Origin of the sequence: Collinsella sp. SGI.178 (assembly GCF_050313495.1) — a bacterium.
Classification (GTDB): Bacteria; Actinomycetota; Coriobacteriia; order Coriobacteriales; family Coriobacteriaceae; genus Collinsella.
On sequence record NZ_JBNPLM010000018.1, the window covers coordinates 10,547 to 27,385 of the forward strand.

Consider the following 16,839-nt stretch of genomic DNA (forward strand, 5'->3'; position numbering starts at 1 on the left):
CGGCACTACCGCCACGGGGCACCTTCTCGCAAAATAGGATTATTTCCTCCGTTATTTGCGGGATGGGAGCCCAAAATGCTTGATCGTCGTTCGCTACTTATCGCCGGAGCATCCTCGCTGGCAGGCATCATGCTGCCTCGCGTGCCGAGCAGCGCAAACGCCTTCATACTGCCATTCGCCCCCACCGAGGCCTATGCCGACGAAGAAGACCCCTTCAAGGTGCTCGTTCTCTCGCGCACCATGTTTGGTGTGGTCGTGGTCGACGTCGCCAACAAGAATATGCCCATCAAGGGAGCCCAGGTCACGCTCGCGTCGCGTTATGCCGCGGGCAAGCAGATCTCCGCCACTACCGACGACGAGGGCACGGCCATCTTTGAGGTCGCGCCGCTTTCGGAAGGCTACGTGGACCAGGCAACGCTTCTCGACGCGTACGACTTTAACGGTGGCATCTCCATCAGCATGGCGGGCTACCGTGATGTCGAGATCCCCCTCACGCGCATCCAGGGCGGCACCGCCATTACCGCGCCCACACGTCCGCTTTCCGACGGTGAGCCGTACTTTCGCCAGCTTACGTTCGACGAGTGGGACATCCAGTACGCCGACGCCACGTTCATGGCACTGCCGAAGGACGACGCCGGAAACGACCAACCCGACACGCACGCCTTTACCGTGCAGGCACATCTGCCACAGGGTGGACAGGCAACGCTGTGCATCAACAAGGTAATGCCCGCCACGAGCAGCTCATCCGAAACCGTCACGCAAATTGGCCAAGTCAAGGCCAGTGCATCGGGTTCGGATAATCTGGCAACGTTCACACTCGAAGACACGTTCCTCGATGCAGCTTCGGGCCTTCTGGAGGAAGGATGCAAGCTGCGCTTTGTCCTCGACTATCAGGGCAAGACCTATACACTCTCCTCCCCCATGGCCGTTGTCACCGCGCCGGCCGCAAAGGCAGAATCGGGCTCGACCACTATCGTCCCCACCACCATGGACCAAGAGATTACTCCGTTTGATTTCCCGGCGGCGTTTCCCGGCATCGGCGGAAATAAGTTCACGTGCTGGATGCCCTCGTTCCCCATTTTGTTCGATTTCTCTTTTGCCGGATACGTGCTGTTTGGCGGAGGATACAAACCGGTCGGCTACATGAACGATTCGGGCAATCCGGATCCGGAGTACTGGAAGAAGTCACCGCGCGAGTCGGGCGCCAAGCAGGCAAACCGCTACCTCGACGAGATGGAGGGGAAGTGGAATCAGTACAAAAGTATGAGTGCCGGTTCGGGCACCGATCCAAGGAACACTAAGCTGCTTCGTCACCACTGCACGCCGCGTTTTACGATGGATATCGCCACACAGCTGTACGGATCGCTCGCCTACGACTGGGTGGGCAAAACCTGGGGTGACAACAACGACCCCGCATTTGGCAGTATTAAGGCCCTCTTCCAGGTAAGAACCGACCTCAATTGGACCGAGCAGTTTACCCTAGGACCGGTGCCGTTTTTCCTAAACGTCAACCCCTGGGTGCTGGCGAAGCTGGCGTTCGCCGTGGGTGCCCACACGCACGGCAGCGGCGCGGCGTTTTTTAAAAACATTTCGCTCGACTATTCAAACACCTCGGGCTCGTTCACCATCCAGATCGGGCTTGCCGTCACCTTTGGCGCCGGTGTTGCAGGCGTCGCTTCGTCTGCCGTGCGCGGCGCCGCATCCCTCACGCTGTTCATTGGGTACGAGAAGGCAGATGGACACCAGCTTCCGCGACTGCGCGTAGGTGCAGACGTCGATGTCGATGTGATACTCCAGTTCGTAATGTTCAAGTGGACCACCAAGGCTTGGTCGGGGTCGTGGCCCACACTCCTCGATTCGTGGAATATGTCGGTGAACAATGGCAACCAGTATGTGCTCCAGCGCTCTGAGCTCGCATTGGGTGGAGATACGCCTTACACGTTGGATGCCTGCTTCGGCACGGCCGGCAACGCCGAGGCAGGCGGCGTGCCGCAATTTATCGCATCGGCCACCATCGTCACCAACGCCGAGCTGCTCGCACGCGCCGAGGTTAAGGCCACTGCCGTAAACGTCGCGCCTGTCGTGCGCGATTGGGATCAAGCGGTCACGCGCATTGAGCTCGAGGCGGATGCAGAAAGCGACGACACGGGACAAATCGAGCATTTCGTCCATACACTGATAGAGAACGACGAAAACGCCGCGCCGATGTATGAGTACACCTATATCGGGCAGGCGAAGGACGCCGCTGCGGACCCCAACGCCAATTCTGCTGGTGTATCGGAGGACGAGCGTGGCGGCATCAAGCCCTCGAGCGACAACGTGCTGTTTACTGGCGTGCTCAGCGAAGCCCACATGAAGCTGGCAATGATTGCCGGCGTAGAATGTCTGTTCCGTATCGCCTCGGTGCGCTACGGCGACAATGGCCGCTCGCGCCTGGTGGTGCACACAAAGGCAAACGGCACGTGGTCCGCTCCCACTCCCGTGGACTTTCCCCTTGGGTTTGGCGAGGGCGACGTGGAGCGCGACGGCATATTCGATTACGACTTCGACGTGGTGGAATATACGGACGGAAGAGGAAACCAGGACGCCTACGTGCTGCTGATCTCGGGCGAGCGCCCCGCAGGTGACAACACCCTTTTCGATACGGCAAGCACAGCCGGCATACTTTCCGTCGTGCGCCTGCGCATAAGTAATAGCGAAGTTCGCGTGGTGTCGTATACGTCGTGGCGCAGCATCTCGCGCGGCCGCCTTCAGGAGGATGGCTACCATTGTCTGCAGTGCCCGCGTATCACGGTGGGCAAGACGCTCGTCGACGGGCGCCTGTCGGGTGCCTACCTCCACCGCCGCGGAACCACCGCAGAAAAGGCGCTCGGCAGCGAGGCCGAGGTTGCGCTGGAATGCTTTACCTTGTGGTCGGATGATTTGGGCGACAGTCTCACGTTCCGTCAGGTCCTCCGCTTTCCGCAAGCACCGTCGAGTATCGAGCTGGGCAAGCCCGAGAATATCAACGGCAAAATGGTGGTGTCCGTTGCGTACGAGACCGCAGACGGTTGCGGCTGCGCATCGTACGCCGTAATCGGCCAGTCCATTGCGTGCTGGGACGTTATGTCACCAGACGCCACGGTACCTCATGCGGTGCCATGGCCACAACATTCGGGCTTTTTGGCAACCGTCAACGAGCAACTGCAGCATATTACTTGGACGCGAGGCGCATCGGCATTTGCAACGCAGCCCGTGGGTGCCGCAGGCTGTGGCCCGGCATCGTTTAGCGTAAGCAACAACGGCAGGTGCGTGCTCTATGTAGAGAACACCGATGGCAAGGTGGGACAAACCTACGACGAAGAAGGCAACCCGGTAGCAGTGATGGGCAAGCACTTCCGCATCTTCGCCAGCACCTTGGCAGGCGATCTGTTCACGGAGCCGTTCGTGATGTGCGAGCTGGACCATCCCGTCGATCAGATAACGACATTTTTGACGTCGGGAGGCATGCTCTCCGCACTCGCCACGCACATTGTGAGCGCGGAGAAGAGCGAGGCAGAGCTGCACGGCATCGCAGTGCCCTTGGTGGCGTGTGCCACTCCGACGGGCGCGGTCGCTACCTCGGGCGCGGTGGTACCCGGAGCAGCAGGAGAATCCTTCGTGGTCACGGTGCGAAACGACGGCAACACCTTGCTGACCGCCGGCACGATCGATCTGTACCGAGAGGGCTCCAGCCAGCCGTTCTCCAGCGCATCCATCGGATTCGGACTGAACGCACGCATGGTTTCGATCTACGATCCAGAGCTTGCCGAGGATGCTTCGGCCAAAGACATGGCACACGTGAAGTACGCGCTCGAGACGCTGGGCGCACGTTTTGCAACGCACCCGCTGGTAGCCGACAACGGCAACGCCGTGCTGGCACCGGGTTGCACGGCACAGTTCCGCATGAGCTTCGCCATCCCCGAGAGCTGGAGCGACGAAGTGGGCAAACGCGTAACGCTGTATGCGAAGGCGCATAATCTGGTGGCGCTCGATCCCGTAACGCTCGAGGAAATTCGACCGGGTGCAAACTCGGCGCTGGGTGCCGTACTGCACGAGCTCCATGTGCCCGACGCGGCATGCGAACGCTCAGAAGTTCAGGTCGGCGTATGCGACAGCGCGGATACGACGGGGCTTCACGATGCACCGATGACGGCGGACGACGGTGGCGGCTCGAGTGGCGGCGGTACTGACAAGGGCGGCGGCTCCGGCGGAAGCAGCTCCAGCAGCGGCAAGGACCACAACAATAGCAAGCGCCCCGGAAAAGCGGGCGCGCTTGCGGGCGCGGGCGATACATGCGCTCCCCTTACGGCAGCCGCTGCAGCACTCGCCGCGGCAGGCGCCGGCCTCGTCGCCTACAGCGCCCGCCGCACGGCGCTCGAAACCGACACCTCCAATGAGGTCAATTCGGATAGGCCCCGCTAGCTCCTAGTTACTTTTATGAGAGACGCCGACTCGGCTCATTCGTCATCGCTATGCGGACATTACAACTTCGGTTCGCAATTCAAACTTACTCGCACAAAACCGACTCGGTTTTGTGCGAGTAAACGAAACCTTATCGAACTCCGAACGATTGTTCGATGGATTTCGTGTTGGTTGGAATCGCCCAAGGGCTGGGCTATGCTACCTTGACTATCTATATGACTAAAACGCAGCAAAGGAGCATCGAGAGAGCGAGCATGGCAAAAAACACCGCAAACTATGGTAACGACAGTATTCGTCAGCTCAAGGACGAGGAGCGCGTACGCCTGCGCCCTGCCGTCATCTTTGGCTCGGACGGGCTCGACGGCTGCGCGCATGCCGCCTTCGAGATCCTGTCCAACGCCGTTGACGAGGCGCGCCAGGGCTACGGCAAGCTCATCACCCTTACCGCCTTTCGCGATGGCTCCATTCAGGTAGAGGACAACGGCCGCGGCTGCCCGCTTGACTGGAACCCCTCCGAGAAGCGCTTTAACTGGGAACTCGTCTTTTGCGAGCTTTACGCCGGCGGTAAGTACAACAACAACCAGGGCGGCGACTACGACTTCTCGCTCGGCACCAACGGCCTGGGCTCGTGCGCAACCCAGTACGCCTCCGAATACATGGACGTCACGGTTTGGCGCGACGGCAACAAGTACTCCCTGCACTTTAAGAAGGGCAAGGTCGTCGGCGCCAAAAAGAAAGCACTCGAGGTTGAGCCCAGCGACGAGGACCGCACCGGTACCACTATCAAGTGGCGCCCCGATCTTGAGGTCTTTACCTCCATCAGCATCCCCCACGATTGGTATCGCGAGACCATGCGCCGCCAGGCCGTGGTCAACGCCAACGTGACCTTCCGGCTGCGCATCGAGGGCGACGACGGCGAGTTTTCCGAAGAGGACTTCTGCTATCCCAAGGGCATCGAGGACTACGTGCTCGAGAAGGTCGGTACCGACTACCTCACCGAGCCCTTTTTTATCGAGGCCGACCGTCGCGGTCGCGATCGCGAGGATCTGCCCGATTACAACGTAAAAATCACTGCTTGCATGTGCTTCACGCGCACTTTCACGATGCAGGAGTACTACCACAACTCCTCCTGGCTCGAGAACGGCGGCTCACCCGAAAAGGCGGCCCGTAGCGCCCTCACCAGCGCCATCGATGCCTACATTAAGCAACAGGGCAAGTACAACAAAAACGAGAGCGGCATTAAGTGGCAGGACGTCCAGGACTGTCTGGTGCTGGTGACCAACTGCTTCTCCACCCAGACGTCCTACGAAAACCAGACTAAGAAGGCCATCAACAACCGCTTTATCCAGCAGGCCATGACGGTATTCTTTAAGGAGCGCCTCTCGACCTACTTGATCGAGAACAAAGACGCCGCCAACAAGATCATGGAGCAGGTGCTCATCAACAAGCGCTCGCGCGAGAATGCCGAGAAGACGCGCCAGAGCATCAAGACCAACCTGCAGCAGAAGACCGACATGGCCAACCGCGTGCAGAAATTCATCGACTGCCGCTCCAAGGACAAGAGCCGTCGCGAGATCTACATCGTAGAGGGCGACTCGGCAGCAGGCGCCATTCGCACCTCGCGCGATGCCGAGTTCCAGGGCGTTATGCCCGTCCGAGGCAAAATCCTCAACTGCCTAAAGGAGGACTATCCGCGCATCTTTAAGTCCGACATCATCATGGACCTCATGCGCGTGCTGGGCTGCGGCGTGGAGATCAAGGACAAGCGCATCAAGAACCTGGGTGCCTTTGACCTGGACAACCTCAACTGGAACAAGGTCATCATCTGTACGGACGCCGACGTCGACGGTTATCACATCCGTACGCTCGTGCTCACCATGCTCTATCGCCTGGTGCCCACGCTTATCGACGAAGGCTACGTGTATATCGCCGAGTCGCCGCTCTACGAGATCAACTGCAAAGAAAAGACCTACTTTGCCTACACCGAGCTCGAGAAGAACGGCATTCTTAAGGAGATCGGCGACCAGAAGTGCTCCATCAACCGCTCCAAGGGTCTTGGTGAGAACGACCCGGACATGATGTGGCTCACCACCATGAACCCCGAGACGCGTCGTCTGATCAAGGTGGAGTCCGAAGACGTCACCAAGATGGAGACCATGTTCAACCTTCTGCTGGGCAGCGACGAGGCGGGCCGCAAGCGCCATATCTCGGAGCACGGCAAGGAATACCTGGACCAGCTGGACCTGCAGTAGCAGCAAATCGATAACGACGGCCCATAAGAAGTTCAAGAGGAAATCGTGGCAAAGAAGAAGACGAAGAACCAGCCAAAGAAAAAGCAGGTCAACGCCGAGAACGTCATCGGCCTGCACTCCGAGGTCACCAATCAGCCGATCACGCAGACGCTCGAGGTCAACTACATGCCCTACGCCATGAGCGTCAACGTTTCGCGTGCGTTCCCCGAGATCGACGGTTTTAAGCCCTCGCACCGCAAGCTGCTCTACACCATGTACAAGATGGGCTTGCTCAAAGGTGAGCGCCAGAAGAGCGCCAACATCGTGGGCCAGACCATGAAGCTCAACCCGCACGGCGACGCCGCGATCTACGAAACGATGGTGCGCTTGGCCACCGGCAACGAGGCGCTGCTCGCCCCCTTCGTGGAGTCGAAGGGCAACTTTGGCAAGTACTATTCGGGCGACCTGAGCTACGCCGCCTCGCGTTACACCGAGGCCAAGCTCTCCCCCATCAGTGCCGAGATCTTCAAGGACATCGACAAGGACCCGGTCGACTTTGTCGACAGCTACGACGGCGCCATGAAGGAGCCGCGCCTGCTGCCTACCACGTTCCCCAACATCCTCGTCTCGGCCAACAAGGGCATCGGCGTCGCCATGGCGTCTGACATCTGCGGCTTCAACCTCAACGAGGTCTGCACCGCCACCATGCACTACCTGCAGGATCCCAACTGCGATCTGCTCGAGTACATGCCCATGCCCGACTTCTCGACCGGCGGTGAGATTATCTACCGCCGCGAGGAGATGGAAAAGATTATCGAGACCGGCCTTGGCAGCTTCCAGATCCGCTCCCGCTGGCGCTGGATTCCCGAAGAGCGCATTATCGAGGTCTACGAGATCCCCTACACCACCAAGACCGATGTCATCATCGATCGCATCGTCAAGCTCTCCAAAGAGGGCAAGGTCAAGGAGATCGCTGACATCCGCGACGAGACCGACCTCTCGGGCCTGCGCATCGCCATCGACCTTAAGCGCGGTGTCGACCCCGATAAGCTCATGGCCAAGCTCTATCGCTCGACTACGCTGCAGGATTCGTTCTCATGCAACTTTAACGTGTTGGTCGATGGTTACCCCCGCGTTATGGGCGTACGCCAGATCCTGCACGAGTGGGTCAAGTGGCGTATTGAGTCCACGCGTCGTCGCATTAACTTTGACTTGGGCAAAAAGTCCGAGCGCCTGCACCTGCTGCACGGTCTTGAGGCGATTCTGCTCGACATCGACAAGGCGATCGCCATCATCCGTGGCACCAAGCTCGAGGCCGAGGTCGTGCCCAACCTTATGAAGGGTTTCGACATCGACGAGACCCAGGCCGAGTTTGTTGCCGAGCTTAAGCTCCGCAACATCAACGAGGAGTACATCCTCAACCGCACCAAGGACATCGCTAAGCTCGAGGGTGAGATTGCCGAGCTTGAGGAGATCCTCTCCAGCGAGGACAACATCAAGAAGGTCATCAGCGACGAGCTGGCCGCGGTCAACAAAAAGTACGTGATGCCGCGCCGCACGGGCAGGATTGAGCCCCATGAGGTTATCGAGGTAAGCCTGGAGCCCGAGGTCGAGGAATATCCGGTTACCATCATGCTCTCGCGCGAGGGCTACCTCAAAAAGATGACCGACCGCGTGCTCAAGAAGGCGGCCACGCTCAAGTACAAAGACGGCGACAAACCCTTTATCGAGTTCCCGTCCTCCAACACCCACGAGCTGCTGGTCTTTACCAACAAGAGCCAGGTGTACAAGTGCAAGGTCGCAGCGTTTGAGGACACCAAGTCGGCCCAGCTGGGCTCGTACCTGCCCACCGATCTTGAGATGGAACCCGACGAGAGCGTGATCTGGGTCATCGACCCCGAGGACTACAAGGCCGACGTGCTGTTCGTCTTTGAGAACGGCCGCGTGGTGCGCGTCGCGCTTTCTGGATACGTTACCAAGACCAACCGCAAGCGCCTCAAGAACGCCATCTACGGCGGCAGCAAACTGCTGTATGCTCAGGTACTCAAGGAGGACCGCGACATCGCGCTGGTCTCGAGCGACTACCGCTTGATGAACTTCAACACGTCGCTGCTCAAGACCAAGACGACCACCAACACGCAGGGCGTCCAGGCCTTTACCGCCAAGAAGGGTCGCTCGGTCACCACCGTCGGCACGACGGAGGAAATCCTTGGCGCCGGCGTCTCGGCCGAGAAGTTCACCGCGCAGAGTCTCCCCTCTGCCGGTGCCCTCATGAAGGAAAACGACATGCCGAGTCTGTTTGACTAGGACGACGGCAGAGCCGCCATAAACTCTCAAAACAGTGGGGCCCGGAGCGCAGTAAATGCCGCGCTCCGGGCCCCGCTCGCTGCAACGTAGTCGCAATAATAAGAATCCCCGTTTTTCACTCCTGCAACCCCACGGCACAAGGCATGTTAAGCCATTAGCAAAACTTGCAAAAGTTAGCAAAACTTGCAAAAATTAGCAAAACTTGCAAAGGAGCTACCATGGAGTACAGCAAGAACCCCTTTACCCCAACATTTGGAAGCGTCCCTCCCTTTCTAGCGGGTCGCGAGCATATCCTGCGCGACATCAACCGTGGCTTTATCAACGGCCCGGGAGATCCCAACCTATCGACTATTATTACGGGAGCAAGGGGAACGGGCAAGACGGCGCTTCTCTCGCTCCTTTCAGAAACGGCGCTTGAACACGGCTGGATTGCAGCAAATGTCTCCGCCATGCCGGGCATGCTCGAAGATATTATCGAGCGAACCAAAGAAGCCGCAGATAGCTATCTCTCACAGCCTCACGCGCGCATAAACGGCGTTCAAATTGGTCCAGTGGGCATCGATTGGACATATGCTCAAGAGGCCCAGGGCAACTGGCGCACACGCATGAATGGTATCTTTAAGCAACTCGAAAAACATGACATCGGACTTCTCATCACCATCGATGAAGTCACCGTCGATCTCGAAGAAATGCTTCAATTTGCCTCTGTTTACCAGCACTTTGTACGCGAAGGTAAAAAAGTTGCCCTACTCATGGCAGGACTGCCCTACAAAGTATCGGCGTTGCTGCGTAACGATTCCGTCTCGTTCCTCAGGCGTTCCCAATATCATCAGTTAGGACGAATCACTGACGTTGAAATTGCAAACGCGTTTCGCAAAACTGTTGAGGCCGGAGGACGTTCAATCACACCAGAAGCGCTCGAGGATGCTGTGAAGGCCGTCGACGGATTCCCCTACATGATGCAGCTCGTCGGATATCGCACATGGGATGTTTCGGAGAACTCGCCCAGAATCAGCGTACCTGATGTACAGCAGGGTTCTCTGCTTGCCCGTATGGAGCTGCGCGATCGAATTCTCGAAACGACCTATCGAGAGCTTTCCGATAAAGACATTGAGTTTTTGCTCGCGATGCTGCCCGATTCTGGCCCCAGCAGGGTCTCGGAGATAGCCAAACGCATGGGCGTCGCCAGCAACTACGCAAGCCAATACAAACGCCGCCTTCTCGAGGACGGCGTCATCGGGGAACGTGGGCGTGGTCTCGTTGGCTTTGACATCCCCGCATTCAGGGAGTTCCTGAGCGAGAAAGTCTCCTAGCACGCGGAGATTGTCCATAAGGACATCAACGCATGGCAATCAGTAATCCTCATGATAAGGGAAGTAGGCTTTCCACCAACACTGATTGCCATGCGTTCTTCTTGTCCTTAGGCGAGCTTGCGGGCGAACTCTCGCACCTCTTCCAACTTGGGCGACGATGCCATGCTGTCGCGCTCGGTCATACCGCTGATGGTGACAATGCCCTGGTCCTCCCACTTGCAGTACGCGCAGGCTGACTTGTACATAGCGATCGCCGCATCATAGACGCCCTCGCTGTGGCTATCGAGCAAAAGGGCCGTCTTGGTGAACGGGAAGCCCGTAGCACCGAAGGCGTACAAGCGATCGATGGTGGCCTTCTCCTGCGCGGTGATATCGAACCAGTAGATTGGCGAAGCGAAGACGACCATGTCGGCGTCTTGCAGCGACTCGATCACGTTGGCCATGTCATCCTTCTGCACGCAATTGCCCTCGTGGGCGAAGCAATACTGACACCCCAGGCAACCGGCGATTTTCTTGCTGGCAACGCGGACGATCTCGACCGTATGGCCGCCCTCACGCGCGGTCTCGGCAAACGCCTCGACCATGGTGTCGGTATTGGCACCCTTGCGCGGGCTACCACTCAATACAACGATATTCATAGAAATCTCCCTCCTTCATGCCGCAGGCGCGCGGCATATTATTTCGTTTTAACCAAAACGGATGGAGCTATTCAGACGTCTGTAGATCGCATCTCTCGTTCGCGCTCTCCAAAGAAGGTACAAGCAGAAGCATCACGGGCATTGATCGGCGCCGATATGGATCACGACATGAAACTGTAAGGGTTGGCCAGAGGTTGCCAGATTCAGTAGCTCGCAGCAATAGAGTGAATGACGGCTTCGGCGATATAATCCGTGTCACCCTGATTGTTCCCGCGCGGAAGGTACAGCTCATGTCCAAGCTCAACATCGACCAGCGATCGATTCGCGATCTTCTCACCGATAAGCGATCAGACTTCCTCATCCCCGACTACCAGAGGCCCTACGCCTGGGGCGAGGATGAATGCGCAACGCTGTGGGATGACCTGTTCTCGTTCGCTTTTCCAGGCGATGACTACGAGCGTTTCGACAGCGAGAACGACGAATACTTTCTAGGACCCATCGTCACCTTTAAGAACCTCTCTGGCCAACTTGAGATCATTGACGGCCAGCAGCGCCTCACCACCATCATGTTGCTGCTCCGCGCGTTCTACGACAAGTTCACCAACATGAAGGATAAGCAGTCTGTGAAGATGCGCGAGGCAATCGCCCGTTGTGTATGGAAAACCGACGAGTTCGACGAGCCCGACATGGAACGCCTCAAAATCGACTCCGAGGTTGCATCGGACAACGACAAGAATGAATTCCTCGAGATTTTACGAGAGGGCAACGCAGGCGATGGCTGGAAAAGCGCCTATGCCCGCAACTTCGCTTTCTTCCAGAGGAAAATTGAGCAACTGGTGAGCGAGTGGCCCACCTACACCGTCTACATGGCCACACGCGTCATCAACAATGTGATACTGTTGCCCATTGAAGCAGAGTCGCAGGACACCGCGCTACGCATCTTCTCAACTCTAAACGACCGAGGGTTGCCTCTCTCGGATGCCGACATCTTCAAGAGCCAGTTCTACAAGCATTATTCCGACACGGGGCGCAAGGACGAGTTCATCCGTCGCTGGAAGGCACTCGAGGAGGGAGCGAACGCTATCTTCCGGCCCATGCGCGGCACACCAACCGATGAGCTTTTTACGCGCTACATGTACTACCGCCGCGCAAAGAAAGGCATCCGCGACACGACCACCGCATCGTTGCGCGACTTCTTCGGTGCCGATGGTTACGCCATGCTCAAGGAGGATGCCACGCTCGACGATCTCGAGGCGCTGCTCGGCTTCTGGAATCGCGTCGACGCGCAGGAAGGGTTCAGCGAGCGCGTGCTCCGCAGGCTCTTCGTGCTGAACTACGCCCCCAACGGCATGTGGACCTATCTGCTAAGCGTCTGGTTCCTTGCCAACAGCGACAGCAAAGGCGTCCTCGATGACGAGGCACTCTACGACTTTCTAAACAAGATCACGGCATTCATTTTCGCCTACGCCATTGAGCGACCCGGCGTGAACGCGCTGCGTTCGCCAGTGTATCCTGAGATGATCAACATCGTTGAGCACCGCCCGGTGGAGTTTCCTAACCACCACTTCAATCGCGCAAATATTGCTGAGCGATTCCGAACCTACGTGTTCACCAACGGCAGGCCTGTAACAAAGTCCATGCTCACTTGGTGGGCGTACGCAGACCCAGATCAACCGCTCATGGACCTAGACACCACGCTCGAAATTGAGCACATCTATGCCAAGAAGCGCAACGAGATAGACCCGCTTGTCGACCAATCCAGCCTGGAGGCGCTGGGTAACAAGGCGCTGCTCGAGAAGCGTGTAAACATCCGCGCGGCCGACTACAGATTCTGCGATAAACGCAAGTACTATGAGGGATACACCGACGGCAATGGCAAGCGCAAAGCCGGAACAAAGATCGCGGAACTCAAGCGCCTGACACAAGCCATGGAAGACTTCACCGAAATAGACATCGCGACTCGCACGGCACGGATCATCGATGCCTTCGTGGACTACCTGGGCGACAACGGACTTTTGAACTAAGGAGCGAACATGTTCGAAAGACTAACCAAGTACGCTGGCAAGCTGGCGGACAGAAACATGAATGTCGAGCTTGGGGGCGGGACGCTCGGACTCGAGGATTTCGTCGACGATTTCTATGAACTGGACGGGTTCGCGGACACCAGCTACTTCGAGACGCTTGAACGCCATAGCATCGACACCTCGGAAGGCATAGACAGCTGTGACATCGACCATGGGGATATTGACCTGATACGCGCATGCATCACGTGGTGCGTTCGTGGCGACCGCTTCTGCGACGGACTCCTTGCCGCGCAAGCCAGGAGCGGGTTTCTGGACCACTGCCTCTCCCGGCTGAAGGAGCTCGACGAGGGCTGAACGGCGGCCACGAAAACGTCTGGCGTTGCGACAGCACAGCGATGCGACAATGCCATGCCGTCGCACTCCGTCATGCCACCAAATCAAAAGCGGAGCCAACGCTCAATCTTGAGATACGTTGACCAAAGGGCTCACGTTTCTGGCGGGAAGTCGAGAACGCGGGGCACACTGCGGCGCTTTATCCTCAGCCCATAGCTGAGCTGCTTACTTGAAATGAACCCGTGGTCAAGATGGACTACGAGAATCATAACGAGCCGATATCGCTCGCATGCCTCCTTCGGAATAGGCGTCAAGGACAACCGCCTGGATAGTGAGCCAGCCGAACAGGCCTTCGGCCATATCGAGGACGGGATCGGAGCGGACGTGATTCGACTTCGGGCCCTTTAGGGATGACTGACCTCGACGCCTACGCAACCAACTGAAACGTCGGAGGGGTCGGGTCAAATTGAAGGGACTGACCCCGGAAAAGTTCCGGGACCAGTCCCTTGCAGCTTATTTATTTATTGAGCCGTCTAAGTTTGAGCCGCAGTCCACACCCGCGCGGTACCGACTTCTTGTGGCAAGCGAAATGAGAGCGCCTAGTTTTATCAGATGCGCTTTCTTTTGCGCGCGCAGATTGCAGCTGCCAATGCAAGCACACCCGTTCCGGTCAGAGCAGCGCCAAGCACTGTTGCCGTATGATCGCCCGTTACCCTCCATAACTTCTGATTGTTGCCGTCTTGACGATTATGTATCTTTACATTACCTTCTGAAACATATGGCGCACCTTGTCCAGGCGGCTGTTTGGACGGCGGGGCTGGATGACCGGCTGACCGACAGCGGCCTGATATCCTTTCAGCTCTGTAAGGCATACGCTCCGCCCGTTGGTGTAAAAGGCCAGATCAGTACGGTATGCCTGTATACAGCGGGCGGGAATCTCGCCAGTAACGACAACTTCATCCTTTTTTACCTGGGCCGTTTCGATGGTGGCACAGTATTTCGGTGCATCATGATAAGCCCTGGAAAGGTATTCCTGGGGCGCATAGAGGGTGAAGGAGAGATAAGGTTCCAGCAGCTGCGTCCCCGATTCCTTCAATGCCTGTTCCAATACAATCGGGGCCAATGAGCGGAAGTCCGCCGGCGTGCTGACTGGACTGTAATAAAGCCCGTATTCAAAGCAAATCTTACAGTCCGTTACGTTCCAGCCGAACAAGCCCTGCTCCAGCCCGTAACGGATACCATCCCTGACAGCGTTTTGAAAACTCTGGTTCAAGTATCCCAGCGAAACCCGGCTCTCGTATTGTACGCCGGAGCCAAGCGGGAGTGGTGTAACAGACAGTCCGATAGATGCCCAAAACGGGTTGGGCGGCACCTCGATATGGATGGTGTGGCTGGCTGCTTTGAGCGGCCGCTCCATATAAATGACGGTGGGTTCCTTTACCACTGTTTCAATCTTGTATTTTTCCGACAGCAAAGCGGAAACAACCTCCAACTGCACCCGGCCTAAAAAAGAAAGAATGATCTCGTGGGTGATGGAATCCACCTCGTAGCGCAAAAGCGGGTCAGTATCCGCAAGTTGCGTAAGAGCGTCCAGCAGCCGTTCTCTTTGCGCTGCCGTTTTCGGCGCAATCGTCGTCCGCAGCATGGGGAGGGGGGCATCACGCCACCTTTCACGAGGAAGCCGGGTGTCGTCCCCCAATACGTCGTTTAATCCCACGCTGTCGCTGGGAAGGATGACAATTTCGCCCTTATGGGCGGTGTCTGTCCGAACAATCTCCCCTTTGGATGGAATACGCATCTCTGTGATTTTCAGCTTTTCTCTCCCGGCCAGGGCCACCGTATCCCGCAGGCGCAGCGTTCCGCTGTATAGCCGCAGATAGATGAGCCGCTGGTCACAATCTGTATACTCCACCTTGAAAACGCTGCCGCATAGGGCGGCGCTCCCCTGTTCCCCAATCGGTTGGAACAGCCCTGTCACCGCATCCATCAACGGTTGAATGCCAAGGCCCTTTTTGGCGCTGCCATGATAGACCGGGAACAGGGAGGCGTCTTGAACCCGCCGCTGTTCCTCCCGCGCAAGTTCTTCCCGGCTGATTGGTTCTCCTGCGATATACTTTTCCAATAATTCATCGTTATTTTCGATGACCGCATCCCATGCTTCTATGTCGGTATTTTCCTCCAGGACTATTTCCGGGGACAGCGACACCGTCTGCTTGATGATAATATCGGCGGAGAGCTTATCCCGAACAGACTGATACACGCCCTGCAAATCAACGCCAGCCTGGTCGATCTTATTGATAAAGATAACGGTGGGAATGTCCATTTTCCGCAGGGCATGGAACAGAATACGGGTCTGGGCCTGCACACCATCTTTAGCGGAGATCACCAAGATGGCCCCATCTAAAACAGCCAAAGAGCGGTACACCTCCGCCAAAAAATCCATGTGGCCGGGCGTATCCACAATGTTGACTTTACATCTGTGCCACTGGAAGGAAGTGACTGCCGCTTGAATGGTAATCCCACGCTGCCGCTCCAAAAGCATGGTGTCCGTCCTCGTTGTCCCTTTTTCGACGCTCCCCGGTTCTGAAATGGCTCCGCTGGCATATAGCAGGCTCTCCGTCAAGGTTGTCTTTCCAGCGTCTACATGGGCAAGAATCCCGATATTGATAATGTTCATGTCTATCCTCCATACAAGGCCCAAATGGGCGCAAAAATCCCCAGCGGCTAATACTTTTACCGCTGGGGATCATGACTTCGGACAAACAGAAGTATGACGGCTTACATGAGCCGCTGTCCGTCACGATATTTACTAAAAAGGCAAAAGTATTCTTAAATTGGGTACAAAAACTAAGCCCCTGCAAGGGGCAATCATTTTTGCGCCCATTATCAAATTTTATTTAAGAATACCTTGCCGCATATTTTTTACTCCTTTTCTGGAATAGAATTATTATATCACATCAGTTTTAGGAAAACAAGTATCTAAAAGAAATTTTTCTTCCCCTTATATGTAACAATCATACCGGCTTCCTAACGTTCAGAATGGTTTCTACTGTCTGCTGCGGCTTTTGGTTGGAATTGTCCAGCCAAAAGCCGATCCGTGGTGTTGTCTGCATTTTACTAAATACAAATTCAATGTATACAGAAAGAAATATATAAGGAGTGGGAGGGATTCCGCCGTAGTCGGCATTGTAGGAAAATCCAAAAGTTTAGATTTTCTCAAAATGCTTATCTTTTGGTCTTTGGTTCGGAATAGTGTAGTGCTGGCGGTCTATCTATTGTTTTCGGTTGCTTGCTTCTTTACCGTACATGAGCATTTGCTCATGGCATCTCGCTTTCAAAGTCTTTTGAATCTGAGCTGGGACATGCATGCGCTTGCTCAGATTTGGTAAAACGATACGATTGCGTCCTATTTTAATATAGGGTTTATTAAGGCAACTGCAAGCAAAAGATGCAATAGCAAAATCATTGCTATTGCATATGGCTCTCTTTCCGCTCCTTTCTTAATTGGGACTTAAATCCTTCTGATAAGCAGGACGTTTTCGCCAAAGCG

General features: G+C 56.4%; 8 protein-coding genes. 6 read left to right on the forward strand and 2 right to left on the reverse strand.

The window, feature by feature from the left end; translation table 11 throughout:
- Positions 1-75 precede the first annotated feature (75 nt).
- The 4 genes from ACQRAQ_RS06310 to ACQRAQ_RS06325 all read left to right on the forward strand — a co-directional run bounded on the left by ACQRAQ_RS06310 (position 76) and on the right by ACQRAQ_RS06325 (position 10,294).
- The gene (locus tag ACQRAQ_RS06310; protein WP_427794285.1) at positions 76-4,443 is read left to right on the forward strand and encodes a hypothetical protein; all 4,368 of its coding nucleotides are present in this window, start codon (positions 76-78) and stop codon (positions 4,441-4,443) included.
- 254 nt (positions 4,444-4,697) lie between these two features.
- Positions 4,698-6,695, forward strand: coding sequence for a DNA gyrase/topoisomerase IV subunit B (locus ACQRAQ_RS06315; RefSeq protein ID WP_427794286.1), 1,998 nt, complete (start codon positions 4,698-4,700; stop codon positions 6,693-6,695).
- Between the two features lie 45 nt (positions 6,696-6,740).
- Positions 6,741-8,981 carry a DNA gyrase subunit A gene (locus tag ACQRAQ_RS06320; RefSeq protein ID WP_427794287.1) on the forward strand — a complete coding sequence of 747 codons (2,241 nt, stop codon included), beginning with the start codon at positions 6,741-6,743 and terminating at the stop codon, positions 8,979-8,981.
- Between the two features lie 218 nt (positions 8,982-9,199).
- Positions 9,200-10,294 carry an ATP-binding protein gene (locus tag ACQRAQ_RS06325; protein WP_427794288.1) on the forward strand — a complete coding sequence of 365 codons (1,095 nt, stop codon included), beginning with the start codon at positions 9,200-9,202 and terminating at the stop codon, positions 10,292-10,294.
- Between the two features lie 107 nt (positions 10,295-10,401).
- On the opposite strand, the gene ACQRAQ_RS06330 is transcribed toward ACQRAQ_RS06325, so the two are convergent.
- Positions 10,402-10,932 carry a flavodoxin family protein gene (locus tag ACQRAQ_RS06330; RefSeq protein ID WP_427794289.1) on the reverse strand — a complete coding sequence of 177 codons (531 nt, stop codon included), beginning with the start codon at positions 10,930-10,932 and terminating at the stop codon, positions 10,402-10,404.
- 290 nt (positions 10,933-11,222) lie between these two features.
- Between ACQRAQ_RS06330 and ACQRAQ_RS06335 the strand changes: the two genes are divergently transcribed.
- Positions 11,223-12,956 (forward strand): DUF262 domain-containing protein, encoded by a 1,734-nt coding sequence (locus ACQRAQ_RS06335; RefSeq protein WP_427794290.1) that lies wholly within the window; start codon positions 11,223-11,225, stop codon positions 12,954-12,956.
- Between the two features lie 9 nt (positions 12,957-12,965).
- Positions 12,966-13,310, forward strand: a complete 345-nt coding sequence (locus ACQRAQ_RS06340; RefSeq protein WP_427794291.1) for a DUF6508 domain-containing protein — start codon at positions 12,966-12,968, stop codon at positions 13,308-13,310.
- A gap of 736 nt (positions 13,311-14,046) precedes the next feature.
- Here the strand turns inward: ACQRAQ_RS06340 and tet(W) are convergent.
- A complete protein-coding gene (tet(W), locus tag ACQRAQ_RS06345) occupies positions 14,047-15,966 on the reverse strand; it encodes a tetracycline resistance ribosomal protection protein Tet(W) (RefSeq protein WP_427794292.1) in 1,920 nt (639 codons plus the stop codon).
- Between the last annotated feature and the right edge of the window lie 873 nt (positions 15,967-16,839).